20 protein-coding genes and 1 riboswitch are annotated in these 24,847 nt (G+C 36.5%); of the genes, 18 read left to right on the top strand and 2 right to left on the bottom strand.

Features of this window, described 5'->3' with window-relative positions; translation table 11 throughout:
* Positions 1–37 precede the first annotated feature (37 nt).
* The 16 genes from H3T57_RS05435 (at position 38) to H3T57_RS05360 (ending at position 20,506) form a co-directional block, all read left to right on the top strand.
* Positions 38–478: a biopolymer transporter ExbD gene (locus tag H3T57_RS05435; RefSeq protein ID WP_232349737.1), complete on the top strand. Its 441-nt coding sequence runs from the start codon at positions 38–40 to the stop codon at positions 476–478.
* Between the two features lie 29 nt (positions 479–507).
* Entirely contained in the window at positions 508–1,740 is a 1,233-nt protein-coding gene (locus H3T57_RS05430) for a lipopolysaccharide assembly protein LapB (protein WP_198193430.1), read from the top strand.
* A 199-nt stretch (positions 1,741–1,939) separates the two neighbouring features.
* Positions 1,940–2,506, top strand: coding sequence for a NifU family protein (locus tag H3T57_RS05425; protein ID WP_198193429.1), 567 nt, complete (start codon positions 1,940–1,942; stop codon positions 2,504–2,506).
* Between the two features lie 74 nt (positions 2,507–2,580).
* The gene (locus tag H3T57_RS05420) at positions 2,581–3,177 is read left to right on the top strand and encodes a malonic semialdehyde reductase (protein WP_198193428.1); all 597 of its coding nucleotides are present in this window, start codon (positions 2,581–2,583) and stop codon (positions 3,175–3,177) included.
* A gap of 4 nt (positions 3,178–3,181) precedes the next feature.
* Positions 3,182–3,874, top strand: coding sequence for a tRNA (adenosine(37)-N6)-threonylcarbamoyltransferase complex dimerization subunit type 1 TsaB (locus tag H3T57_RS05415; protein WP_110438647.1), 693 nt, complete (start codon positions 3,182–3,184; stop codon positions 3,872–3,874).
* Between the two features lie 21 nt (positions 3,875–3,895).
* Positions 3,896–4,345, top strand: a complete 450-nt coding sequence (gene rimI, locus H3T57_RS05410) for a ribosomal protein S18-alanine N-acetyltransferase (RefSeq protein ID WP_155565091.1) — start codon at positions 3,896–3,898, stop codon at positions 4,343–4,345.
* A gap of 175 nt (positions 4,346–4,520) precedes the next feature.
* A complete protein-coding gene (locus H3T57_RS05405) occupies positions 4,521–4,964 on the top strand; it encodes a Fur family transcriptional regulator (RefSeq protein ID WP_110438649.1) in 444 nt (147 codons plus the stop codon).
* 57 nt (positions 4,965–5,021) lie between these two features.
* Positions 5,022–5,870, top strand: coding sequence for a GNAT family N-acetyltransferase (locus H3T57_RS05400; RefSeq protein WP_155566490.1), 849 nt, complete (start codon positions 5,022–5,024; stop codon positions 5,868–5,870).
* A 62-nt stretch (positions 5,871–5,932) separates the two neighbouring features.
* Positions 5,933–7,507 carry an apolipoprotein N-acyltransferase gene (lnt, locus tag H3T57_RS05395; protein WP_198193427.1) on the top strand — a complete coding sequence of 525 codons (1,575 nt, stop codon included), beginning with the start codon at positions 5,933–5,935 and terminating at the stop codon, positions 7,505–7,507.
* A 33-nt stretch (positions 7,508–7,540) separates the two neighbouring features.
* The gene (locus H3T57_RS05390) at positions 7,541–9,694 is read left to right on the top strand and encodes an FUSC family protein (protein ID WP_198193426.1); all 2,154 of its coding nucleotides are present in this window, start codon (positions 7,541–7,543) and stop codon (positions 9,692–9,694) included.
* Between the two features lie 71 nt (positions 9,695–9,765).
* Positions 9,766–11,676 (top strand): hypothetical protein, encoded by a 1,911-nt coding sequence (locus H3T57_RS05385; RefSeq protein WP_198193425.1) that lies wholly within the window; start codon positions 9,766–9,768, stop codon positions 11,674–11,676.
* Positions 11,677–11,834: 158 nt separating this feature from the next.
* Positions 11,835–13,952 carry an FUSC family protein gene (locus H3T57_RS05380; RefSeq protein ID WP_198193424.1) on the top strand — a complete coding sequence of 706 codons (2,118 nt, stop codon included), beginning with the start codon at positions 11,835–11,837 and terminating at the stop codon, positions 13,950–13,952.
* Between the two features lie 115 nt (positions 13,953–14,067).
* Positions 14,068–16,248, top strand: a complete 2,181-nt coding sequence (locus tag H3T57_RS05375; protein WP_155566495.1) for an FUSC family protein — start codon at positions 14,068–14,070, stop codon at positions 16,246–16,248.
* Positions 16,249–16,290: 42 nt separating this feature from the next.
* Positions 16,291–16,383, top strand: a riboswitch (TPP riboswitch).
* A complete protein-coding gene (locus tag H3T57_RS05370) occupies positions 16,375–18,786 on the top strand; it encodes a TonB-dependent receptor (protein ID WP_198193423.1) in 2,412 nt (803 codons plus the stop codon). It overlaps the preceding riboswitch by 9 nt.
* A 14-nt stretch (positions 18,787–18,800) precedes the next feature.
* Positions 18,801–19,727: an ABC transporter substrate-binding protein gene (locus tag H3T57_RS05365; RefSeq protein ID WP_230873028.1), complete on the top strand. Its 927-nt coding sequence runs from the start codon at positions 18,801–18,803 to the stop codon at positions 19,725–19,727.
* 113 nt (positions 19,728–19,840) lie between these two features.
* Positions 19,841–20,506, top strand: coding sequence for a DUF805 domain-containing protein (locus H3T57_RS05360; protein ID WP_155580134.1), 666 nt, complete (start codon positions 19,841–19,843; stop codon positions 20,504–20,506).
* Between the two features lie 797 nt (positions 20,507–21,303).
* On the opposite strand, the gene H3T57_RS05355 is transcribed toward H3T57_RS05360, so the two are convergent.
* Together H3T57_RS05355 and H3T57_RS05350 are read right to left on the bottom strand one after the other, a co-directional pair.
* Positions 21,304–22,218, bottom strand: a complete 915-nt coding sequence (locus H3T57_RS05355) for a bifunctional enoyl-CoA hydratase/phosphate acetyltransferase (protein WP_198193422.1) — start codon at positions 22,216–22,218, stop codon at positions 21,304–21,306.
* A 3-nt stretch (positions 22,219–22,221) separates the two neighbouring features.
* Positions 22,222–22,743, bottom strand: a complete 522-nt coding sequence (locus H3T57_RS05350; RefSeq protein ID WP_198193421.1) for a DUF721 domain-containing protein — start codon at positions 22,741–22,743, stop codon at positions 22,222–22,224.
* Between the two features lie 3 nt (positions 22,744–22,746).
* Here H3T57_RS05350 and mutY point away from each other — a divergent pair, with 3 nt between their 5' ends.
* Complete coding sequence (mutY, locus tag H3T57_RS05345; RefSeq protein WP_198193420.1) at positions 22,747–23,808, top strand: A/G-specific adenine glycosylase; 1,062 nt, start codon at positions 22,747–22,749, stop codon at positions 23,806–23,808.
* A gap of 25 nt (positions 23,809–23,833) precedes the next feature.
* Positions 23,834–24,835 carry a ferrochelatase gene (gene hemH, locus H3T57_RS05340; RefSeq protein WP_155565108.1) on the top strand — a complete coding sequence of 334 codons (1,002 nt, stop codon included), beginning with the start codon at positions 23,834–23,836 and terminating at the stop codon, positions 24,833–24,835.
* The last annotated feature ends 12 nt before the right edge of the window (positions 24,836–24,847 follow it).

Genomic DNA, 24,847 nt, shown 5'->3' with positions numbered 1-24,847 from the left:
TTAAGCCAGATTATATGATTGAAAAGGATATAGTATAATGCGTTCATTACGTTCTGGACATGCTCGCAGAATCATGATTCAGCAAGGTGAAAAGGAAGAAGAGGTCATGGTAAATATTAACACGACCCCCTTGATTGATGTAATGCTGGTTTTATTGGTAATGTTGATCATAACTATTCCCCTACAGACGCAATCCGTACAATTGGCCTTGGGAAGAGCAGTTCCAGTAAATGAAACAGAACTTCCAAAAACGGTGACAATCGGTATTGATTTTGATAATAGTTTGTCGATTGATGATACTGCTATTTCCAATGAGGATGCGTTACTTGATTGTTTTCGTGAAATAGCTGCTAACTCTGACCAGCCAGTTGTTGTCGTAAAGCCCAATCGATTGGCCAATTATAAAAATGTTGCCATTGTTTTGGCTGATGCCCAACGGTTAGGAATAAAAAAGATAACAATTGCCAATCAACAGTAATGGATGAGGATAGATCGGGATATTAAACTATGAAACCTGTTTCTTTATTGCGAAATTTATGGATGGTGGCTTTATTGGGAACTGCTGGAGGTTTATATTCAGTTTCTATTGAATCCAAAGAAGTAGTAAGCCAAAAAATGGCTGCTCCTTTAAAAAACATAGAACATCTTATGAAACAGGGAAAGATTGTCCAGGCCAATGCTGCGCTTAAGGAAGTTCAGACAATTCCAAATCCTTCCGCCTATGAAAAAAATATTATTGAACATTTGCGGATTGCTTTGGCAATCAAGCAGAATGATCTTGATGCAGCCTTTACCGGATATGATGAGTTGATTAATTCCACACGTACGTCTGCATCCGAAAAAATTCAAATAAGATTGGCACAGGCCAGCCTTGCCTATCGAGCTCGACAATATGTGAAGGCAATAAAATATATTAAACAGTATTTTTTGGTTGGTGGTACCAATACACACATGAAAACATTGTTGATCCAGTCATATTTTCTCAACAATAACTATAAGGAAGCAATGACAGCTCAGCAAAAACAAATAGATGAAGAAATAAAAAATGGTCAGGTACCAGCTGAATCCCAGTGGCAAATTATGGCTAATTGCCAAGAAAAACTTGGAGATCAGGATGGTTTGCGACATAGTTACACGCAATTGGCTATGCATTATCCCAAAGCCGAATATTGGGGGCATATTATGGCGGCACTATCATCCAGCCGTGATTTATCACCCTCTGTCAAACTTGAAATACTCAATTTGCGTTTTAACATGAATTTAATGAGGACCAGTGAAGAATATATGGAAATGGCGGAAGTGGCAATGCAAGCCAATATGCCGCGTTTCGCATTGAAAATCCTTGTGGCTGGTTATGACAAGGGAGTATTGGGTACGGATCATAACTCGACACGTGTTATGAGACTTAGGAAATTTATTCAGGATAAAATTAACGAGAATAAATCAGAGTTACCTGCAAAATTGGAAGCTTTTGAAAAGGCACCAAATGGTGATGATATGTTGATGCTTGGATATGATCAGGTTATGGACGGTAAAGGTCAGTCAGGTCTACTATTGATGAAGGAAGCACTGCAAAAAACGTTGAAAGATTCTAATGAGGCGTTGCTTCATTATGCTATGGCACAACTACAAGTTAACCAGAAAAATCAATCAATTCAAAATCTAAAATCTATCCAAGCACAGGGAGTTATAAAAGAAATTGCTGATTTATGGCTGATTAAATTACAGACAAAAACCTAAATCTTGAAATAGGATATATTGAAATACTAAGTAATTAATAATAATATGCTTTTTCGTGAAGAGGATAGTTTTCGATATTTTTAAAAATTGTTTATTTATTTGCCTATTTTGATAAATCCACTTAAAAGACATATTTCTTGATAGGTTTTTATTTGGGTAAAATCTGTTTATTTAAGGTGGAGGGATTAAGGAACTGGGAATGCTTATTCATACGGAAGAAACACCAAACAATCATGCATTGAAATTCATTTTGGGTAAACCGATCCTTGATTCGAACCAGACAATTGATTTTACGAATAAAGAGGCTGCAAATATGTCGCCACTCGCATTGAGCCTGTTTGATGTTGAGGGAGTGAAACGTGTTTTTTTTGGTCACAATTTTATTGTTGTAACCAAAGATGAGAAAGTTTCTTGGTATGGGCTGAAATCAGCGTTAAGTGCTATCATCATGGATTTTCTCTTGATGAAAAGACCCGTTCTCGATAAAATTTCAAAAGTCAATGTGATCGAGATGGAAGTTGCACCTGAGGATCAAGCGGTTGTTGAGCAAATAAAATGGATATTAGATACGGAAATTCGTCCCTCTGTAGCCAAAGATGGTGGCGATATCATATTTTACGGTTATAAGGATGGATGTGTTTATTTAAGAATGCAGGGATCCTGTCAGGGATGTCCCTCTTCAGCAATGACTTTGAAACATGGGGTGGAAGTGATTCTGCAGCGACATCTTTCTGAGGTTATTACTGTGAAGCAAGTAAGAATTTAATTTTATTTGCTAAAGAAAATATCAAAAAAATCTATGTTTCGGATCAATTCGGATGATTGAATTGGAAAAAAGAAATGGATGAAACATCTTCTTTGTCTATGGAATGTCTGGATCGTCTTTTTAATTTGGCACGGACGCCTAGGGGTTGGTTAAATAGGGATGTGGAAATTTCTGTTTTATATCAGCTTTATGACTTGGTAAAAATGGGTCCAACTTCTGCAAATTGCCAGCCGGCTCGGTTTACTTTTCTTAGTCATCCGGTAAGTAAGGAAAAATTGAGACCCGCCCTTACAGACGGGAATATTGATCTGGCACTATCCGCTCCTGTTATTGTTATTGTAGCATATGATCCAATATTTTATGAAAAATTACCGATTTTATATCCAGCGGTTGAATTGAGATCATGGTATGCGGGAGACATGCCATTTGCTGAAGAGACGGCTTTGCGCAATTCTACTTTGCAGGGAGGATATATGATTGTTGCGGCTCGTTCATTGGGGCTTGATGTTGCTCCCCTATCGGGTTTTGACAATACAATGGTGGATCGACTGTTTTTTGAAGAGCAGGGTTGGCATTCCAATTTTTTGATATGTTTGGGATACGGGAATAAGGAAAATATTGGGAAACGAAATGAAAGGCTTGCGTTTGAGGAAGCCTGCTTAATGTTGTAAATCTATGAAAAACGATAAAACAATTTTAGTCATTAATGGTGCCTCTGCATCTGAGCAGGCACCTAATTTTATTTCTGTTGTTGTTAAGGATCAAATATATAGGTTGGAATGTGAAAAAAAATCCTTTGAACGAGGTGCCCCAGAACGATTTCCAATCTATTTCAATGAATTTGTGCGGAACGGTTATTTAGTCGCTAATAAGATTGATCTTATTTCTATTATTATTGGACCTGGATCTTTTACGGGATTGAGGGCTTCCATTGCATTCTCATTGGGATTGCAAACAGGGTTACATTGTCCGGTTGTCCCTTTACGCCGTGGTGAGGCGATTTTTCCATATATCGAAAAAGACTATTCTGGTAAATTAGTTTGGCATATGACCCTGGCCCGAAGAAATAGGGTATTTATTGAAACCAATCAAAAATCTGAAATAAAAGCTTTCGATTTTGTTGATATACCATGGCCGGAAGAAGAAGTTATTTTGTCAGGTGAAGCGTTTCCAATTATAAAACCTCTTATTCCAACAAAAGTCAATTGGCGCAAATCCTCTATAAATGAGGCGGATGCAGTTATGATGGCCAAGATTGCGGATCATTATGATCAGGGTGATAAAGTTACGAATAAACTCTATCCTTTATATATAGATCCTCCCAAAGCGAGTTTACCTGCTGGTGGACTGCGAAAAGCACCAAAATAAAAATGCCGAGAGAATGAAGTGATGCCGATACAATTTATTACAGAGGGAAATGGTTTAGAATATCCATTGGCATTATTACATCAATCCGCTTTTCCAGAACATGAATATTGGAAACCTGAAGATTTCAAGACACTGATGGCTTTACCTACACATTCTGCATGTGTCTATATGGATAAAGAAAATGTAATGCTGGGTTTTCTATTTTACTCCAAAATTATTGATGAAGCGGAAATAGTTACTTTTGCTGTTTCCCCCCCTTTTCAGGGAAGAGGGATAGGCAAGGCCATTCTTGAGCAATTTATAAAAAAAATGAAAATGGAAAACATCAGATCAGTTTTTTTAGAAGTTGCTGAAGATAATAAAAAGGCATATCAGCTTTATTGTAATTATAATTTTGAAGTTCAAACAAAAAGGGTTGATTATTATGGTAAAAATAAGAATGCTTATCTTATGCTGAAGTCGTTATCCTAGAACGACTCTTGGTAAATAGAGAAATATATCTTTTTTAATGATTTGAATTAAGTTATAAATAGTTTGAAGAAAGCTATCTTTTGAAGTTATAATTTTTGTTGAAAATTGACTTGGCAATTGTCCGTATTCCAGTTAGGGCGCATATAGGCTTCTTTGTAATAATTGAATGAATTGTATGACACGTGAAAAAATGAATAATTTATCTCATATAGAACGGTTATGTATTAAGAAAGGTCTGAAAATGACCGGGCAGCGACGTGTTATTGCCCATGTTCTTTCGCATGCCCATGATCATCCCGATGTTGAAGAGTTATATCGACGGGCCTCAAAATTGGATAATAATATCTCTGTAGCCACGGTCTATCGTACTGTTCGTTTATTGGAAGAAAAGGGTATTCTGGAAAAACATGATTTTGGTGGGGGACGTGCCCGTTATGAAGTGACTGAACAGGGAACGCATTATCATTTAATCGATGTTGATACTGGAAAAGTGATTGAATTTGAAGATCCTGAGCATATCAAGATGATCGAGATCATGGCGAAAAAATTAGGGTTCGAACTGGTTCAGCATCGGTTGGAACTGTTTGGGCGCCGTATTAAGACAGAACAAGATTCGTAATTTTTACAAGATATATATATAAATTATTTTGGTTTATGATTTATATAGAAAGAAAATATGCATAGGGAAAAGAGAAGCGGTTCTTTATCAACTTTAGAATTGAGAAGAGATAAATTTGTTGAATTACGTTCAGGTAGCCTAGGAGTCAGGTTGGCCGAGACAGAATCGGAAAAGGATGCAGCCCGAGCTTTACGTTATCGAGTGTTTTATGAAGAGATGGGAGCGATTCCTAACGAGAATATTCGTAATCTTAAAAGAGATTTTGATGAATATGATGAATTTTCAGATTATTTACTGGTAATTGACTATAATAAAATATCTGATCATGAGCGGGTCGTGGGAACCTATCGATTAATTCGAAAGGAAAATGCCGACAAGGCGGGTGGTTTTTACAGTCGTGCAGAATATGATCTTTCCGTATTACAGGAATATCCTGGCAATCTTTTGGAGGTCGGTCGCTCTTGTGTCCATCCGCAATATCGTAATCGATCCGCAATGCAGTTATTGTGGGAGGGAATTGCTGCCTATATTTTTTATTATCGAATAGATATCTTATTTGGTTGTGCCAGTTTTCCGGGAACAGACCCCGATCAATATGCCGAAATCTTAACCTATCTTTATCAAACTCAATTGGCACCCCCAGCTTTGTTAGTCAAGGCTTTGCCAGAGCGTCGTGTGGAAATGTTGCGTGTCGATCCGCATCATTTGGATCATTTTCGTTGCCGATTGGAACTTCCTCCTTTAATTAAGGGTTATTTAAGACTGGGAGGATATGTTGGGGATGGTGCTGTTATCGATCAGCAATTTAATACCACGGATGTTGCAATAATTCTTAAAACTGAACTCATTGCAGATAAATACTATCGTCATTATGAACGTCGTTTGAGAGACGCATTGGAATTTTGAATTATTCATGAAGTTTGAAAATTTATAAACTATTTTATAAAGTTATTTCATACATTAAGAAAATGGATTTTCATTTGGATAAATGGCATGACTTAAAAGGATGGCAAGGGGCATTGTATCTCACAGGTTTGGGAGGAATATCTGCCTTGGCTTTTCCACCCACCTATTTTATATTTATTTTATTTTTGTCATTTCCGTTACTTCTGCATTCAATTGATCATTCCAAAAATTGGAAATGTGCCCTGATGAAAGGGTACTGGTTTGGTTTTGGTTTGCATACAATCGGATTATCGTGGCTTGTAAATGCTATACTGATACGGGCACAGGACTTTTGGTGGCTTGTTCCAATTGTATCTCCATTATGTGCGATATTACTTGCATTATGGACGGGTTTGCCTACGCTTTTCTATTATTGGATAAAGCCTTCAAAAAAATTGAAAATTTTTGTTTTCGCTGGTTTATGGTCCGTTTGTGATATGTCCAGAGCGGTGATGTTGCCGCCTAATTGGTGGAATCCTGTTTTGACAGGTTTTCCATGGAATCCTTTGGCCAGTACCTGGGAGATCCCTGGCAGGATAGGGGATATTTTTATCCAGACCGCTTCCCTTATTGGGGTGGATGGATTGACATTGATAACGGTTATTCTCGTCTTGCTTCCATTATATGGGAAAAAAGGATGGATGATTATCGCTGGAACTATTTGTGGTTTGGCTTTATTTGGTTCTTACCGTTTGGTAGAAAAACCGCCTATTACAGATAATAATACACCCATTGTTGCCTTAATTCAGGGAAATATAGCTGAAGATGACAAGATAGCGAATACAGATCCTCGCCGAATTTTCCAGAAATACATGCAACTTACTTCGGATGCGGTTGTTCAGGCGGTAACCTTGCGTCAAGAATTGGGGCAGTTTGAAAGACCTATCATTTATGCCTGGCCTGAAAGCTCTTTTCCGGGAAGTATTCAATATGATGACGCAGCCAGAAAAGTTATGATGCAAAATAATCCAGATGCCTCTTTCGGTATTATAGGGGCCATCACCCAGCAAGAACCAAATATTCTTTACAATAGTTTGGTAGTTTTAAGGCAACCGGATGGAGCGATTGATCATGTATATAATAAAGTGAAATTGGTACCTTTTGGTGAATCCCAACCTTGGTATATTCCGTTTCATGTTGTACCTGGACAGGTTTTAACACCAGGTGAGGGAAATGTCACATTGAATTTATCAAGAGTAAGTTCTTTTGCACCATTAATATGTTATGAAGTTATTTTTTCGGGACAGATTCTTGATTATAAAAATAGACCAAAATGGATATTGAATTTAACAAATGATGCGTGGTATGGAAATTCTGCCGGTCCTAGGCAACATCTTGCTGCGGCAAGATTGCGTGCCGTGGAGGAAGGAATTCCAGTTGTGCGTGTAGCAAATACGGGAATATCAGCAGTTTATGATTCTTATGGAAGAAAAATAAGCCAGATTGACTGGGGTGTCAAAGGAGTAAAGGCGGTTGCGTTACCAGGAGCTTTGTCCTTTACGTTGTTTTCGTTGGGACATCGTTTTATTCCTTTTTGTTTGTCACTTATTTGTATTTTTACAGGAGTAGCAGGCAAATTCCTCTCGAGGGGGAAATAATTAACTAAAGGGCTAAAGAACAAGGTTGTATGGATGGAGAATATTCGTTTAAAGTTGAATTGGTTTAAATTCAACGTTTTTTTACCAAATATACAATCTTTTAAATGGTTATACGCTCCTAAAAAAGAAGCCATTTTTTTCTCATTGCGAACAATCATTGCTTCTTTTCTTGCTTTGGCAATTTCCTTATGGATGGAAATGGACAGCCCCAAATGGGCTGTTATGACAGTATGGATTATTTCTCAAACCTCTCGGGGAGAGACGATAACCAAATCGAAATGGCGTATTGTGGGAACCATAGTCGGAGTTGTTGTTTCGGTTTTGATTGTTGCCGCATTCCCTCAGCAACCATTTTTATTTGAAATATGTCTAGCTTGCTGGATAGGGGGCTGCTGTTTTTTTGCAAGCCTAATCCGTAGCTCCAGTTCCTATAGCGTTGTATTGGCAGGATATACCTGTACAATTATCGCTTTTACAGCAAGTTCTGATCCTGAAAATGTGTTTATGCTGGCAATGTCCAGGGGCACTTATATTATTTTAGCTGTATTGTGTCAGGATTTAGTTGAACGTATTTTTGCTTATAACCAGGAGAAACAGGCTCGATCTAATATTGAGAAGAATATGTTAATGGCTATAACAGGAGCCCTTAATGTTATCAAGGATGTTTTTAATGGTGATTATCAGGCTGTCTACCGGGTAAGGGAAACCTTTTCTGCTATTGCTGCAACAAGAAATACCCTAGAATTCAGAAAAGCTGAAATGACTGGTAACGATCATATGATTGACCATGTTCATGCCACTTTGTTTTCTGTAGTCATTGTTTTGACTAGATTGATGAATCTAGTGCTTTACATGCGGGAATTCAAAGAGGCAGGAAATGACTTCCATAGTATTTTTTCGCAAGTTCATACTTATGTTCAATCTCTGATTCAATTTATAAATAAGAATATGGATTTTAGAGCGCATATGCAAAAGCTTGCCGATCTTCGTTGGGAATGTCGACAGATTATTGCCAATCATATTTTTCATGATACGGCTTTAAACTATTCAGATCGTGAATCTATTGAAAAACAGTCTTTTCTACATCAAAGAATTTTATATCGGGCTTTAAGTGAATTATTGGGCGAGTTGGAAGTGGTTTTAAGGGAATACAGAATGGTTCACAATCCTCCCCTGCATGACCGTTTTACATTTAGAATGCCTCCACTGCTTAATTTCAGATTGGCCTGGTCGAATGGATTGCGTGTTTTTTTGGTGGTGATTTTGTGTTGTCTGATTTGGGAAGTTACTGCCTGGCCTAATTTTACAAATGCTCTCGGATTTTCCTGTATGATTTGTGGCCGTCTATGCCTTTTTGAAAATAGTTATAAATTTTCATTGGATTTTCTAAAAGGCACAGTTTTGGCCATGATTGTCAGTGGTATTATGAATGTTACTTTAATTGCGTCAGCAAATACGATTGAGTTGCTCTGTATCGCTTTTTTCATTCCAGCTTTTATCGGGGGATTGGCGATTTATAATTTGCCAACCCGTGGTATAGGGATGAGTTTCACAATCTTTTTATCATTGATGCTGGTTGTTGATAATCAGGATAAAATGAACGAACTGACTTTTTTCAATACGGCTTTTGCCACTGTGGCAGTGGCAGCGATTGCTATTTTTTCATTCCGATATATCGCACCATATTCACCAATTCAGGTGCGAAAATCAATTCGTCAAAGAATGATAAAAGATATTCATACCCTGCCAGTATTATTGACCATTCCTCCGGCAAGAAAATGGCTTGCGATAACGACGGACTGGTTTGTTTCATTGATGAGGCAGTTTGACCCCGCTAAGGAGCTAACACTGATTAGACGGTATAATCAAGGTGCATTGGCGGTAATGGTTATCGGGATTAATATTATTGAAATGAGAAAAATGATCATTCATGACATTTTACCTGAGGATGTCAAAAATCAATTGCGTGTTGTTATTAGAAGAATAAGTCATTTTAAAGGAGGGCATCATGTCAGGACTGTCTTGATCATTAAAAGTGCTATTCGACGTTTACAGTACAGGGAAAGTCATGAAAAGAACCTTGCACAAAGACTTGAAATCGGTACGGCAATTGCATGTTTAATACCAATACATTATGCATTGGAAAAAAATCTTACATTTTTCAATTTATCATACAGTGATAATTAATGTGCCCCTGTTATGATTAATAATTTTAATTATTGAATAGAATAAATAAAATTATTTGAATGGTATAATTTATGTTTATTGTTTCCAATCTTTTATTTTTAATGATTATTACCATAATTTTACTGTTTTACAGTTATGTTGTCGGATATCCATTTGCCAGAAAAGTAAATAAATACGGATCTTTTGAATTATCTTTCCCTTTTGGTATCGCTATTTTGGGAATAACTGCATTATGGATCAATAATTTATTTAATATTGGAACATTTCAGGCCGCTATAATATTTTTATTTCCTCTGGGTCTGACGTTTTGGATCAATAAACCGAGTATTGAGTGTTATAAAAAAGGTTTTTCTGACAAACCGATTATTATTTTACCTCTGATTTTGTCATTTATAGCAGTATCAGGTGTTTTTATCAAAATAAATGGATCTGATGTTGGGATTTCTACACCTTTATTTGACCATATAAAAATAGCCTTAGTTAATTCAATTGTTAGGGATGGCTTCCCTATAATAAATCCTTTCTGTATTGATCCATCTTCAGGAGAATTATTTCATTATTATTATCTTTTTTATTTATTGTCAGCAAATATTGTTGTATTTTTCCATTGTTCAGGTTTAAATGCCGATATTATTCTTGCTTTTATTTCTGCATTTATTTCTATATTTACTTGTTTCTATTTATTAAGTGAATTATTTTCGAAATCTATTAATAAAAAAAAATGTCAATACTTATTTTGTTTCTTTTTATTTTCTGGTTCGATTGTTCCTTTTGTCGATTTATTGACTGGTTATAAACTTTTTAAAATTCTATCAAATGTTCATCCCCTAGAATCATGGATTGTTCAAGCCGCTTGGGTGCCACAACATCTCTTGGCTGCATCATGTTCAATTCTGGCCTTATTTTTAATTGGCGCAAGAAATTTAAATAATAAAATAATTTTATTTTCAATTATTATTTTGGTTGGTGCCGGATTCAGCTTTTCGGTATGGGTTGGGGGGCTTACATTTGCGGTAACATCATTAATGATTTTTGTTGAACAAATAGTTGGGGAAAAAAATAAAAAAAATGTGTTAATTAACTGGTTATGGCTGGTTCTGGGGTCTTTTATAATCATTTTACCGATTATGTATAATGTCATTACCGTCCCTGTAAGGGAATCCGGTTTTCCAATACGTATATTTATATATAATTCATCAGTTTATAAACAGTTTATAGATTTTATTTTCTTTTTCACTGGGGCAATGATTTTATGGTTTCCGGTAATAATAATTGGATTATATTGTTTGATATTTGAGATTTTATTAAAAAGAATAAAGATTGATCCATCTTTTAGGGTAATATTATTTATCTGTTTAGGGTCAATTTTTGTTTCTTTATTCATTCACAGTAGTATATATAATGACGATTTGGGTTGGCGTGCAATTTTATTATTTGTTTTGACAGGAACAACGATTGTCACTTTTTATGTCAATGAATATTGTTCCAGTTTCAAAAAAGCAATTTTTATATTTATTGCTCTAATTGGTATTATTGAACCATTAAATTTCAGTAAAATGTTGATATTCGGTGCGGATTATTATAGACCCAGACCAAGTTTAAAAGAATTAAACAAAATAACTCACCAAACCCATAAACAGGACAGATTACTAATTAATATTCATCAAAACGAGACTTTTGAACCATGGGGTGGCAATCTATTGCCACCTGTAATGGTTAACAGAAAATTTTGTTTTCAAAATATTAGCTATGTCAAAACTTTTGGGCCTAACTGGGGTGAAAAGGTTGAATTGATGGATCATGCGATCAGACAGTTTTATAACGGTAAGGCCAATGATAAGGATCTGGCCTTGATTAAACAGTTTCAGTGTAATGCAATAATTGTTACACGTTATGATCCGGTTTGGAGCTATATGCCTTATACAGATTTAACCAGTGTTTATTCTGATAAAAATTTGAGAATTTATAATTTTAATCGGTGAGGGAATATTTTTAAAGTTAAATCATGATGTTTTTTTCCTATCATAACAAAGTCAAGTAAATGTTATCATGGCGTTTATGAATATTTAATTGATGCTATTTGTTCTGATCTCTGATATATCCCTTTTCTAAAGCTGTATATTGAAGATCAGGCATTCAGATGCGTCTTAGCGATTTTACATTACCGTCATTTAGCTGGTTATTTGCCCCACAAAAAACAGCCTTGATATTTGCGCTTAGAACCATCATTGCCTCTTATATTGTATTGGTCATTGCTTTATGGATGGAATTGGATAGTCCGCGTTGGGCAATTATGGCCGTATGGATTGTAGCACAGAATTCTTCCCGTGGGGAAATCCTTTCCAAAGCTTATTGGATCATTACCGGAAATGTCATTGGTATTATCATGGCATTGGTTATTGCGGGCTGTTTTCCACAACAGCCTTTTATTTTTGAAATTTCAGTTGCCATTTGGGTGTCATTTTGTTGCTGGATTGGCAGTTGCACAAGAAATTTCAGGGCTCTGGGTATGGTGATGGCAGGATATAGTTGTGCCATTGTTTTATATGGTGCCGTTGATAATTTAAATAATGTTTTCATGCTCGCAATGGCACGGGGAAGTTATTTTATTTTGGGTATACTCGCAGAAAATTTTACCGCTCGCCTATTTGATCTCAATTTGCATCATCAGGCCCATAGAAAATTGACAGAGGATTTACAATTGTCAATTGAAGAGGCTGTTAAATCCGTTATTAATATGATGAATGGAGATGATTGGGCGGTTCAACGATCAGATCAATTTTTGGCATCCGTTATTTCATTAAATAATAATATTGAGTTTCGTGAAAAGGAGATGCAGGGTACAGGTCATACAGGGGATCATGCCAGGGCTGTATTATCTTCAGTTTTGAGTTTGATTATCAAAGCTTCGGGTTTATCCATTTTAATGAAACAGACAGAAGGGAAAAATTTACAATTTTCAAGTATTTTACCCCTTACACAAATCTATTTGCAGGAACTGCTAAATCATCTTAAGTCGGGTATTTCCATTGATGCATCCTTAAAAGCTTTGAATTCACTAAGATGGGAATGCCGACAACGTATTGCTGATAGTTTTTACCGTGTATTAAAAGAAAAAAAAATTTCGGATGATGAATATGCAGAAAAAACTTTAAATGATCGTATATTATATCAAGGTTTACGTGAAATTTTGGCAGAATTAGAAGTTACTCTGAAAGAATTTGCTAAAAGTCGAGATATGACCTTGAAAGACCACTTTCGTTTTATTGTCAAAAATAGTTATGATTTCAAAAGGGCTTGGAGAAATGCGATCAGGGCTTTTGTGGCAATAACATTTGGTTGTATTGCCTGGGAAATTACTGGTTGGAGCTACGGTCCGCTTTTTCTTGCCTTTTTATGTATGGGATGTGCACGGTTCTGTATATTTGAGAATGCTTCGCTTGCCTGTAAGGGTTGGTTCAAGGGGGCGTGTTGGGCTATATTTGGCGGATTTATTTATAATTTTCTTTTCTTGCCTATCATTACGAGTATAGAGGTTCTCTATTTTGTGCTTTTGATCCCGTTCATGATCGGGGGGTTAGCAATGGCGGTGCCAAAATATGCTGCGATCGCTTCGGCATGCATGTTTTTTTTCTGTTATATGATTGGATTTACTAATGTTGGTAGGATGGATGAAGTAACCTTTTTTAATGATTCAATGGCTATTTTCATGAGTGGATTATTCGCCTTTACCGCATATCGGTTGGTTTTTCCTTACCAACCTCGTAAATTGAGGTTTCAGTTAAGACAGAAATTGCTGCATGGTATGCATCATTTGGCGAATGCTATTGTTGTTCCATTACCTAGAGAGTGGATTAGTTATGTAATTGAAGCTTTTGTCGTGTTAATGCGTCAGCTTGATGAGGACCGAAATACGACACTGGTACAAACCTATCGTCATGGAACGATGGCCGTGACATTGATTGGTGTCAATATCATTCGGTTGAGAGCGATGGCTGCCCATGACATCATGACGGAAGATATTAAAAATATTCTAAAAGTTGTTTTAAGACGTATTGCGAAATTTGATGGCCGTCATGCCAAATATGGTCCACATGCAAGAACTGTTGTGATTGCCCATCGTGCCATTTCTCGGTTTCGGGAAAGGGAAAGTCATGAAAAAAATCTGGCAATCCGTATAGAAATCAGTGCCGCTATTTCTTCCCTAATAATTATTTCATATGCCTTGGATAAAAACGGATCTTTCTTACGGTTGTAGCTATTGAACATTATCAAATTGCCAGTAATCCCTTTTCATTTTTCAAAAAAAAGAATAGTTTGGAAACTGTCATCATATTTATGTGATTAAAAAATAAAAAGGTTTTTGTGAGTAGGTGATCGGATCCGCCAATGTGCCGTGGTATAAAAAATATTCATGGTCCAGAAAAAATTTCTTAGAAAATTACCGTTGGATTTATGCCCCAGGCTGGTCAGCATTTATTTTTGCCCTTAGAACTACCATTGCTTCTTTTTTGGCATTGGCAATCGCTTTGTGGCTGGAATTGGATAGTCCAAAATGGGCTCCCATGACAGTTTGGGTTTGTGCAAGGAACACATCACGTGGGGAAACGATATCAAAGGCATATTGGCGTGGTGTTGGAACCGTTTTTGGAGCTATTGCCGCTGTTGTTTTTGTTGCGGTTTTTCCTCAACAGCCATGGTTATTTAACATTACAGTTGCCTCGTTTGTCGCCCTTTGTGTTTGGTGTGGAACATGCATGCAGAGTTTCAAGGCGTATGCCATGGTTTTATCAGGTTATACCTGTGCGATAATTGCCTTTAGTTCCATAAACGATCCACATGGAACATTTATGATGGCAATGGCCAGAACCACTTATATTCTTCTCGGGGTTTGGTGTGATAGTTTCGTGGGTCGTTTTTTTGATGTTAATATCGATAAAAATGCTCGGACCCAATTAAACAATAATCTTAAATTTGCAATCTGTGAAACGATTCAGTCTGTTGTCAATATGCTGTCAAAAGATGAAAAGATGGTTTTGCATTCACAGGAATTGCTGACTTCGGTTATAAGTTTTGATAATTCAATTGAATTCAGGCAGATTGAAATGAATGGTAATGATCATACAGGGGATCATGCACATGCGGCTTTATTTTCAGTGACAGCTGTTTTGGCGCGAAGTATGGGTCTATCCATACGAATGCAGCATTTCAAGAATGTAACAGCTGACTTTGCTAGTATCATTCCTAATGTTCAGGAATGTTTAAAAAGAATTTTAGATTCCATTGAAAATGATCATGATTTTAATTTGGACCAATCTTATTTGAATAAACTGAGATGGGAATGTCGACAGCATATTACAGATAGTTTTTACAAGAAAATTGATACTGAAACTCCCGATAAGGGGGCAAAACAGAGGGAAATTGTTTTTAACGACCGTATTCTTTTTCGTAAGTTAAGTGAATTGCTGGGTGAGATAGAAGTTACTTTAGAGGAATATCATAAAAGCAGTCATCCTATTAAAAATGATCATTTTAAGTTTCATGTTTCTGCACCTTTAAATTTTGATCTGGCTTGGAAAAATGGTTTGCGAACTTTTGTCGCAATGATATCTGCCAGTTTGATGTGGTATATGACAGGCTGGAATATGGGGGGAACCATGGTCTCCCTGACTGGAATGGGATGTGCACGTTTCTGTTTGTTTGAAAATCCTGCACAAGTTACTTTTGGATGGTTTAAAGGTACATTTTGGGCTTTATTGGCAGGAAGTATTTTGACGCTTTATCTCATTCCACCGTTGGGAAATTTCGAATCTCTTTGTATGGCACTTTTTATTCCTACAATGTTGGGTGGATTGGGAATTGCCAATTTGAAAACGCTTCCTGTATCCGCTTCCTATGCCGCATATTTACCCTATATGTTGCAGCTGGATAACCAGGTCAGGTTGAATGAATCAACATTTTTCAATAATTCCCTAGCTTTGCTAATGGGGATATTTTTCGCGATTGCTTCTTTCCGGATAATATACCCCTATAGTCCTCTTAAAACCCGTTTGCATTTACGGCAAATGCTATTGAAAAAAATGCATGCACTCGCTTCTGTATCTTTTTATAAAAGAAGTCCCCGGATATGGCTTTTTCAAACAGCCGCTTTGTTGGTTAATATGGTTCGACAGTTGAGTGGTGAGTCCAATACAAAATTGATTCATGCATATAGCCAGGGTACTGTGGCAGTGATGATGATCGGATTGAATATACTTCGTTTGCACTCCATGATCGATCATGATGTTGTGACTGAAGATATAAAGATCTTATTGAGAATTGTTTTAAGACGTATCTCCAAATATAGCGGTAAATATGGTCGGACAGTCGCGGTTTGTCATGCGGTTGTAAAAAGATTGAGAGAGCGTGAAAAAAGTGAAAAAAATCTCGCCCTTCGTATGGAGATTATTGCCGCCGTATCTTGTTTGACTGTCATTGCTGATTCCTTAGATAAAAACAAGGCTTTTCTGGATGTAACTCATCCTTTCCTGCTAAAAGAGGATAGTGTCATATAAAAGACTTGTAATTAATTAAAAAATTGATAAAAATCATTTTGTTATAAATCACCGGGGTGTCCGTTAGGGGCTGAGAATAAACCCGTAGAACCTGATCTGGGTCATGCCAGCGAAGGGAGGAACTTAATGCGATCAATTTTATTTGCTTTTGTACGTTATCTTTTACTGTTAATCCCTATTTTGGGGAGGCTTCCCTCTATTCAGTCAAAAGATATTCATATCACTCAATCTCAACAAGAAACTCATTCGATAACGCGAAAGGAAATGCAGTCTGATCCTGGTGAGCAGATTATAGTCAAGGGAACTTTTCGAGGTTATCCTTCTGCCAATGGATATATTGGTAAACAAGCTGGTGGGGGATTGATTAGACCAGAAGATTCCGTTCGATCCCTTAGTACCGTTTCTTCGGATTTTATTCATAAACAGGCACCCACGTCCAATGTTTACAATCTTATAAGTCTATTGCCAGGTGCAAATGTGTCGGGATCGGACCCTTTCGGACTTGCCACGCAAACGGACATGACGGTAAGGGGAATGACTTCTGATTCTATAGGATATGTTCTAGAGGGAATGCCCTTAAATGATGTGTCCGATGGCGGTGGCTATTTGAATCAGTTTGTTGATATGGAAAATCTTGAGTCGGTAGGTTTAAGTCAGGGAAGCCCCGATCTTGACAGTCCTGTTTTTAATGCAGCCGGTGGCATTGTCAACATCAAGTTTCGTGAACCATCTGATCATCTGGGTGGGATGACCCAGTTTTCATATGGTTCTTATCATACGGGTAAGATTTTTGCCCGTATGGATACTGGAAAAATTGGCAAAACGGGTATTAAGGGTTTTATTTCCTATTCTTATACGGATGGGGACAATTGGCGTGGAGCCGGATATGACCATCGTCAACATGTTGATTTTAAATTTACCAAAGAATGGGGGGGTGACAATCGGGTTTCATTGCTTGGTAACTGGAACCGCTCTTTGATGAGCAGCTATTATACGCCCACTAAGCATGAATGGAAAATGAACGGGATAAAAAACGGTAATAATTATTCAGGCACATGGTATCATAATGGAATAGACAATAGTAATTACTGGAAATTATATCAGCAAACCTTTCAGCAAATTTATCTTGCAACTCCCGGACAATTCACGCTGACAGATAAATTGCAATTTACAGTAACTCCCTATTTTCAATATGGTTATGGAAATACGCCATATGGAGCTATGCTTTCCGATCATGGATTATGGCAGGGTACGCTTCCTGTGGAAGGGAGCGTTTCCATTCCAGGGGCTGTTAACGGTCAGGGAATGGTTATGGGAGATTGGTTCCAGCGAACTTATCGTTCAGGTTTTACTCCAGAATTACATTTAAGATTAAAACATCATCATTTATACTTGGGATATTGGTATGATTATTCAGACAACTTGATAAATGAACCTTTTACGCCAGTATCAGAAAATGGCAAACCATGGGACTTGTGGGGGGGGAAAGGCAAGACGATCCGTTTACCAGACGGTCAACCACTTTATGCAAGGGATACAAGTATAATTACGCAAGTAAATGCGGTATTTATCGGGGATCGCATGAATTTTCTTCATAACAAACTGCATATTGATGTGGGATTTAAGCAAGTTATGCTATCACAGGCTGGATATAATCGCATTCCAGGACCTCAATATCGTACCGGTAACAATGTTGCCAAACCATTGCCCAGAATTGGCATGGTTTATCAATTTACAAAGGAACACCAGCTTTTTGTCAGCGCAAGTACAAATTTTTCTGTTCCCCATCAATCAACGTTGTTTGATACCTATGATCCAAATTCTGGAACATTGACAAAGAAGGGGACAAATCATTTGAAAACAGAATATTCTATCGAGGAAGAGATTGGCTATCGCTATAATGGTCCACGATTGGTTGGTTCCGTTACATTTTTTAACTATAATTATACCAATCGCATGATCAAAACAGTTTTACGACAAAACAATGCCTGGATAGGATCTTCAATTAATGCGGGTGGACAGACCTCACGTGGAATAGATGCTGAATTAGGGTTGAAACCCTGGCATCATTTTAGTCCCTATATATCAGGGGAGTATTTAAATGCAACCATGGATAATGATTTTAAAACACGTGGAGATTATTTGCCTACCAGAGGAAAAAAAGCGGTAAGAAGTCCATCCTGGCAGTTTGCAATAGGGCTAACCTATGATGATGGTCATTTTTTTGCCAATGGAAATATGAAAATGGTAGGCAAGCAATATGCCACCTTCATGAATGATGAAGCAATGGGGTCTTATGCAACTGGCAATCTTGCACTTGGATACCGTTTTGATTCTATTTCTTTTGCAAAATATCCAGAAATCAGGCTTAATTTTATAAATATAACTGATCAAAAACATCTGTCAGGAATAGGTACTCCAACATCGAATGCTCATAATACGGTTGGAAAAAATGGGACTGTAATCAAGGGTTCATCACCTTATTATAATATTGGTGGAGGATTTGCCACAATGTTAACGCTAACGTCCGCTTTATGAAAGTCAGGATGGTGATGAGAATTTCAAGAATATTTATCTTTTTTGCGATTTTGTGTTTCATTTCCCAGGTAAAGGCAGAGGATAAAGTCACCGTAATTTTGGACTGGTTTCTCAATGCAAGTCATGAATCTTTGCTGGCTGCTCAATATAGTGGAGCTTTCAAACGTTACAATCTCCAGGTTGAGATGATCTCTCCCGCTGATCCTGGTACACCACCAAGATTGGTTGCTGCGGGACAGGCAGATATTGCGATCTCCTATCCTATTCAATTGGGCATGATGATTGACCATCATATTCCGTTAATACGAATTGGATCTCTTTTAAATCAGCCCTTAAATACATTGATTACCTCGCGGAATATCAAGACCTTACAAGATTTAAAAGGAAAAAAAATCGGTGTTTCCGTTGCCGGGGATGATCATACGATTTTGAAAACAATGTTGGAAAAGACAAACGTTCAGTTATCCGATGTACAGATCATCAACGTTAATTTTCAGCTAGAACAAGCATTAATGACTGGGGCAGTTGACGCAGTTATCGGTGCATCACGGAACTATGAAGTGATTGATCTTGAACAGAAGCATTATCAATTCAATATTTATAATCCAGAAGATTATGGTGTTCCAATTTATGATGAAATGATTTTTGTAACTCGTCCTGAACTTGTAAAAGATTCACGAATTATCCGTTTCATGCAGGCCTTAAAAGAGGGGAATGTATATTTGAAAAGCCATTCTCTAGAAGTGTTTAACAAGACAATTAAAGATCATCCTGAATTGAATACGCCCTTAAATAAAACCGCTTGGAATGTGACCTTAAATTTATTACCGACAGATCCAGTTATCTATGATAAAGCAAAATATCAACAATTTCTTGATTTTTTGTGGAATAAAAAGGTTATCAAGCATCCTGTACAAATTTCATCATTTGCAGCTTATTGATAAATGGCAATAATCTTAATAATTTTTTAAATATATTGAAAGTAACATGGAAGTCAAATAATATCAAAATTATAATAAAATTTATTTAAGTTCGAAATTTTAGAAAGATTATTATGCAGGGTCAATTACTAAATTATATAGTGCAAGATAATAAAGGCTATATTGTTGGAGATAATGGTCAACGTTACCAATTTTCTGGAAATGAATGGAAAGAAAATCGTATTCCAACCAAAGGGGAGCGTCTAGATTTTGAGGTTGATGCCTCAGGACAAGCTAAATCAGTTTTCTTTGCTCTTGATAGTCAGAATGGTTCAAGTCATGAACAAAATAGTGATCAATTCGATCCAAACATGCATGAATTATATCAAACAGAGTCAACTTATAATATGTTTCAATGGTTCTGGAAATGCTTAAGAAATTTTTTTAATTTTTCTGGAAGGGCAAGAAGAAAAGAATATTGGTTTTATATGTTGATTTTGTTTTTATTAACTATTTTTATTAATGTTTTTGTACTTCTGGTTGTTGGTTTTATGGTTGGAAATCTTGATGACTATACAATGAGCATATTGACAAATATTACAAGTTCATTACTAGTCATTGTTTTTATAATTCCCTCATTCGCAGTAACCGTTCGACGTATGCATGATATAAATCATTCGGGTTGGTGGCTTCTAATAAGTTTTGTTCCCATGATTGGTTCAATATTATTTCTAATATGGATGTTGAAAAATACCAAATTTGAAAGAAACAAATGGGGATCACCTGCTAAATCCAGATAGATGATAATTTTTATGAAATTTATATAATCATTAAATTTGGTATAAAATTTGAAATTCATATACTATTACGGTTAAAATCCGTAATAGTATAATTTAAAAAATCATATAGTGTTTAAAATAATTTTAAACTAGAGGCAGATAACTTCACATTGTTGCATTTCAGAAAATAAAGGCTCTTTGTGTAGAAGACAATGATCAATGTTACAAATTTCTGGGAAAAAAATGGTAAGAAAATTATCATCCAGCCAAAAGGGAAATGTCTTGATATTGGTATTGGCACTTTGGAACAAGCATATTTGTTTTCTTGTTTCTATTGAAAAATCCTAATGGTTCAAATAATTAAGTCGGTTAGTGAACAGTTAAATCAAGTATAATTGCATCCATTATATCAAACATGTTCCAGTTTTTTGGAAAGATTTGATAAATTTTGTGAATTATTAAGGTAGAAATGACCAAAAAAAATCGGTATTATGTTTCATTTCAGGATTTATTGTTAACCATTATTTTTTAAATATATTATTTTTTAAGATTTTCATAATAATTTTTTAGGCAGTTTTGTGTTGACAAATCTTGCTGTAAGTTTTTATCGCTTGTATTATATTAATTGTTCCGGAAAATGATTGTTGATTTGTCCGACTGATAAATGTTTTAATATCATTATTATTTGACATGCAAATGAATACATAATACCGGATTGATCAGTAAGGATCTTCTGCCTAAATTTTCTATACTTAAGATATATCTTGAATTAGGGGTCATATTAGAAGGCAGTGATAAAACTGCCTTAGGAATTTTGATTAATGAGTTAAACTATGATGATAGGATAATTTTGCCATAGCACAGGAAACAAGACGACTATCCAAACTGCTGGCACGACTGGTTAAAATGATTGGGGCCTTCGCACCTAGTACTATTCCAGCACTGTCTGCCTGTCCAATGAATGATAGAGATTTGAAAAAAATGTTTCCTGCCTCTAGATTGGGAACAACCAGAATTTGGGCCTTTCCAGTTACGGGTGTATCAAGACCTTTCATCGCCGCTGCCTCAGGGCTGATGGCATTATCTAATGCAAGAGGTCCATCAATAATACCATTAACAATTTGTTTTCGATCTGCCATTTTGCACAAGGCTGCGGCTTCAAGAGTAGAACTAATATCTGGATTTACCATTTCTACGGCTGAAAGAATTGCAACCTTGGGAACGCCATATCCTAAAGCATGATGCAGATCTATGGCATTTTGAATAATATGCATTTTAGTGACAAGATCCGGTGCAATATTAATGGCGGCATCTGTAATCATGTAAGGGGTATGCCAATTGGGACCATCCATTAGGAAAACATGGGTAATGCGTTTACCTGTTCTTAAACCGGTCTCTTTATTGATTACAGCTTTCAAGAGAATGTCCGTATGCAGACTGCCTTTCATCAATAAATGCGCTTTTTGCTCGCGAATTAATTTTACACTATGTGTGGCGGCCTCAGATTCTGAAGATGCCTCAATAATTTGATGGTTTTTCAGATCCAATCTATATTGTTCGGCGATAAGCTTGATTTGTTTTTTGGGACCAACAAAAATTGGGGTGAGTAAACCAAGTTTAAAGGCTTCAAGCCCTGATTCGATAGCAGTTGCTTCGCATGGATAACATACAGCACAATAAGGTGGGGATTTATCCTTTGCTTTTTCAATAATTTTTTGATGATGGTTATACATGGATCAATTTTTTCCTTTCTTTTTTATTTGTATGTGCCCCCCCAATCGTGACAGTGCGTTTTGAAGGGGACCAGGCGGTAATATCGGAATTTCTACAGGTTCCACCAAAGATGAATGATTTATAGATTTTGTCAAAGGGTAAGTGTTGTATCGTTGGTAAACAAATTTTAAACGAGCCACAATTTTCTGGCCAAAATAAAGATTGATTTTTTCAATAAGACGTTCAGAAAAATATTGAAGTTCGGTTGCTGTTGTATTAGAACATGCAATGGTTAACGTCCCGTTGGCTAGATGACGTGGAGATGTTCTATTGCCGTATATAGGGCCGATAATATCGACCCAATTAATGCTGATCTGGCTGTGGGCAAGGGATTTTTGGCGAAAAACCTGTTTCGTAAGGCTATGAACAGTACCGCCAATTTGACTCATTGTAAAGGTGCGCCTGTCAGGATGTCGAGAATTCTGTTCTTTTGAAGTTTGTGATAAATTGCGTTTTTTTTGGTTTTGTTTGGGAATATTTGTCATTTTATGTCAAAACAGGGTTTTTGTGCGCAGTCATTATTAGAATGGTATGATCATAATCGGCGAGATCTTCCTTGGCGAGCAAAAAAAGATGAAAAACCAAATCCTTATTATGTGCTGTTAAGTGAAATTATGCTTCAGCAAACACAAGTTGCAACGGTTATTCCATATTTTTACCGTTTTATAGAACATTTTCCAACTATTAATATTCTGGCAAATGCAGATCGTGATACGGTCATGTCACTATGGACTGGACTGGGATATTATAGTCGAGCTAGGAATTTGCACCGTTGTGCTCAGGAAATTATGCGTAAAAATGGCGAAGTTCCTGATACGGTCAAGGAACTAAAGGCTTTATCAGGTGTTGGAAATTACACAGCGGCAGCGATAGCATCAATTGCCTATAATGTTCCTGTAGTGCCAATTGATGGTAATGTCAAACGTCTGACAGCACGTTTATTTACTATCGACGCAGAGTTGCCAAAAGCAAAAAAATATTTTGATGAAAAAGCTGGTCATTTAAATGATGATCTTATAGCTAAACAAAGAGCCGGTGATTTTTCCCAAGCGTTATTTGATGTGGGAGCAACAGTTTGCAAACCAAAAAAACCTTCCTGTTTATCATGCCCTTTGTCTAGACAATGTTTGGGATATAAAAAGGGAATAGCTGAAACATTACCAAGAAAGGTTGTAAAATCTTCAAGACCTGTAAGATATGGAATTGCTTTTTTTATTCAGGATCGGGAAGGCAGGATTTTATTTAGGAAACGTCCGGCAAAGGGATTGCTGGGTGGAACCTTGGAATTGCCAGGCACTCAATGGGATTTGAAGCCAATATCACTGGATAATGCAAAAGAAAGCGTTGGGGTGAAAGGATTATTTGAGGACAAAGGTTGCATTAAACATGTTTTTACACATTTTGTGCTTAAATTAAGACTTTATAAAAGAATAGAAAAAATTGATTTATCGTTTAGAGATCGAGATGAGTTATGGTATAGTTTCGATGACATACAATTTCTTCCATTTTCTTCATTGATGAAAAAACTTGTTCAACTGGGCTTTGATTGATAGATAAATACAGGTGGTTTTAAATATGCAAACTGTCGTAAGCCCGAAAAAAATTGGGATTTTATTGGTTAATCTGGGAACACCGGAAGCAGCGTCTTATGGCGCAATACGACGTTATTTATCAGAGTTTCTCTCGGATCGACGTGTTATAGAAATGAATCCTTTGATTTGGCAACCTATTTTACAGGGGATCATTCTAACAGTTCGACCATTCCGGATTGTAAAACCTTATCGAATGATTTGGGATAACCAAGAAAATAAAAGTCCATTAAGTGTGATTACAGAACGTCAAATTCAAAAATTGCAATCACGGTTCAAGAACAAACCTGTATTAATTGATTGGGCAATGTCATATGGAAAACCATCCATTGAGCAAAAAATCAGTCATTTCTTAAAAAAACAATTTTATCATTTATTTCTCTTGCCCTTATACCCGCAATACAGTGCGACAACCACGGCAAGTGTCAATGATAAGCTATTTAGAATTTTGCAGAAATATCGCAAACAACCTGCAATACGCACGATGTTTTCGTTTGCGGATCATCCGGTTTATATTCAAGCTTTATATAAACAAATTGAAACGACCTTAAACTCATTATCCGAACAACCCGAACGTATAATTTTATCTTTTCATGGTCTGCCGCAAACCTATGTCGATAGAGGGGATCCCTATGAACAGGAATGTCAAAAGACCGCCACGGCATTGCGAAAAATGATGAATAAAGATGAGCGGTATATGCCGTTGGTTTATCAGTCTCGTTTTGGGCCCGGCAAGTGGCTAGAACCTAATATCACTGATGTTATTAAAAAACTTGTCACGGAAGGTGTAAGAAATATAGCGGTTATGGCGCCTGGTTTTATAACAGATTGTCTTGAGACAATTGAAGAAATCGGTCATCAATATAAAGCTTTATTTTTAAAAGAAGGAGGTAAAAAATTCATTTATATTCCCTGTCTAAACGATGAGGAAATAGGAATTGATATGCTTGAGGGCTTGATTAATGAAGAATTGCGGGGGTGGATTTAAATATCTGATTAT

The sequence above is a fragment of the Commensalibacter sp. W6292M3 genome (assembly GCF_016101315.1).
Classification (GTDB): Bacteria; Pseudomonadota; Alphaproteobacteria; order Acetobacterales; family Acetobacteraceae; genus Commensalibacter; species Commensalibacter melissae.
The sequence above is the reverse complement of the archived record's forward strand: the minus strand, read 5'-3'. Positions and strand labels throughout refer to the sequence as shown.

Excerpts from the sequence above, each read along its gene's own strand:
- H3T57_RS05435 (WP_232349737.1), top strand. The coding sequence starts at position 38 with ATGCGTTCATTACGTTCTGGACATGCTCGCAGAATCATGATTCAGCAA.
- H3T57_RS05430 (WP_198193430.1), top strand. The coding sequence starts at position 508 with ATGAAACCTGTTTCTTTATTGCGAAATTTATGGATGGTGGCTTTATTG.
- H3T57_RS05425 (WP_198193429.1), top strand. The coding sequence starts at position 1,940 with ATGCTTATTCATACGGAAGAAACACCAAACAATCATGCATTGAAATTC.
- H3T57_RS05420 (WP_198193428.1), top strand. The coding sequence starts at position 2,581 with ATGGATGAAACATCTTCTTTGTCTATGGAATGTCTGGATCGTCTTTTT.
- H3T57_RS05415 (WP_110438647.1), top strand. The coding sequence starts at position 3,182 with ATGAAAAACGATAAAACAATTTTAGTCATTAATGGTGCCTCTGCATCT.
- rimI (WP_155565091.1), top strand. The coding sequence starts at position 3,896 with ATGCCGATACAATTTATTACAGAGGGAAATGGTTTAGAATATCCATTG.
- H3T57_RS05405 (WP_110438649.1), top strand. The coding sequence starts at position 4,521 with ATGACACGTGAAAAAATGAATAATTTATCTCATATAGAACGGTTATGT.
- H3T57_RS05400 (WP_155566490.1), top strand. The coding sequence starts at position 5,022 with ATGCATAGGGAAAAGAGAAGCGGTTCTTTATCAACTTTAGAATTGAGA.
- lnt (WP_198193427.1), top strand. The coding sequence starts at position 5,933 with ATGGATTTTCATTTGGATAAATGGCATGACTTAAAAGGATGGCAAGGG.
- H3T57_RS05390 (WP_198193426.1), top strand. The coding sequence starts at position 7,541 with ATGGAGAATATTCGTTTAAAGTTGAATTGGTTTAAATTCAACGTTTTT.
- H3T57_RS05385 (WP_198193425.1), top strand. The coding sequence starts at position 9,766 with ATGTTTATTGTTTCCAATCTTTTATTTTTAATGATTATTACCATAATT.
- H3T57_RS05380 (WP_198193424.1), top strand. The coding sequence starts at position 11,835 with ATGCGTCTTAGCGATTTTACATTACCGTCATTTAGCTGGTTATTTGCC.
- H3T57_RS05370 (WP_198193423.1), top strand. The coding sequence starts at position 16,375 with ATGCGATCAATTTTATTTGCTTTTGTACGTTATCTTTTACTGTTAATC.
- H3T57_RS05365 (WP_230873028.1), top strand. The coding sequence starts at position 18,801 with ATGAGAATTTCAAGAATATTTATCTTTTTTGCGATTTTGTGTTTCATT.
- H3T57_RS05360 (WP_155580134.1), top strand. The coding sequence starts at position 19,841 with ATGCAGGGTCAATTACTAAATTATATAGTGCAAGATAATAAAGGCTAT.
- H3T57_RS05355 (WP_198193422.1), bottom strand. The coding sequence starts at position 22,218 with ATGTATAACCATCATCAAAAAATTATTGAAAAAGCAAAGGATAAATCC.
- H3T57_RS05350 (WP_198193421.1), bottom strand. The coding sequence starts at position 22,743 with ATGACAAATATTCCCAAACAAAACCAAAAAAAACGCAATTTATCACAA.
- mutY (WP_198193420.1), top strand. The coding sequence starts at position 22,747 with ATGTCAAAACAGGGTTTTTGTGCGCAGTCATTATTAGAATGGTATGAT.
- hemH (WP_155565108.1), top strand. The coding sequence starts at position 23,834 with ATGCAAACTGTCGTAAGCCCGAAAAAAATTGGGATTTTATTGGTTAAT.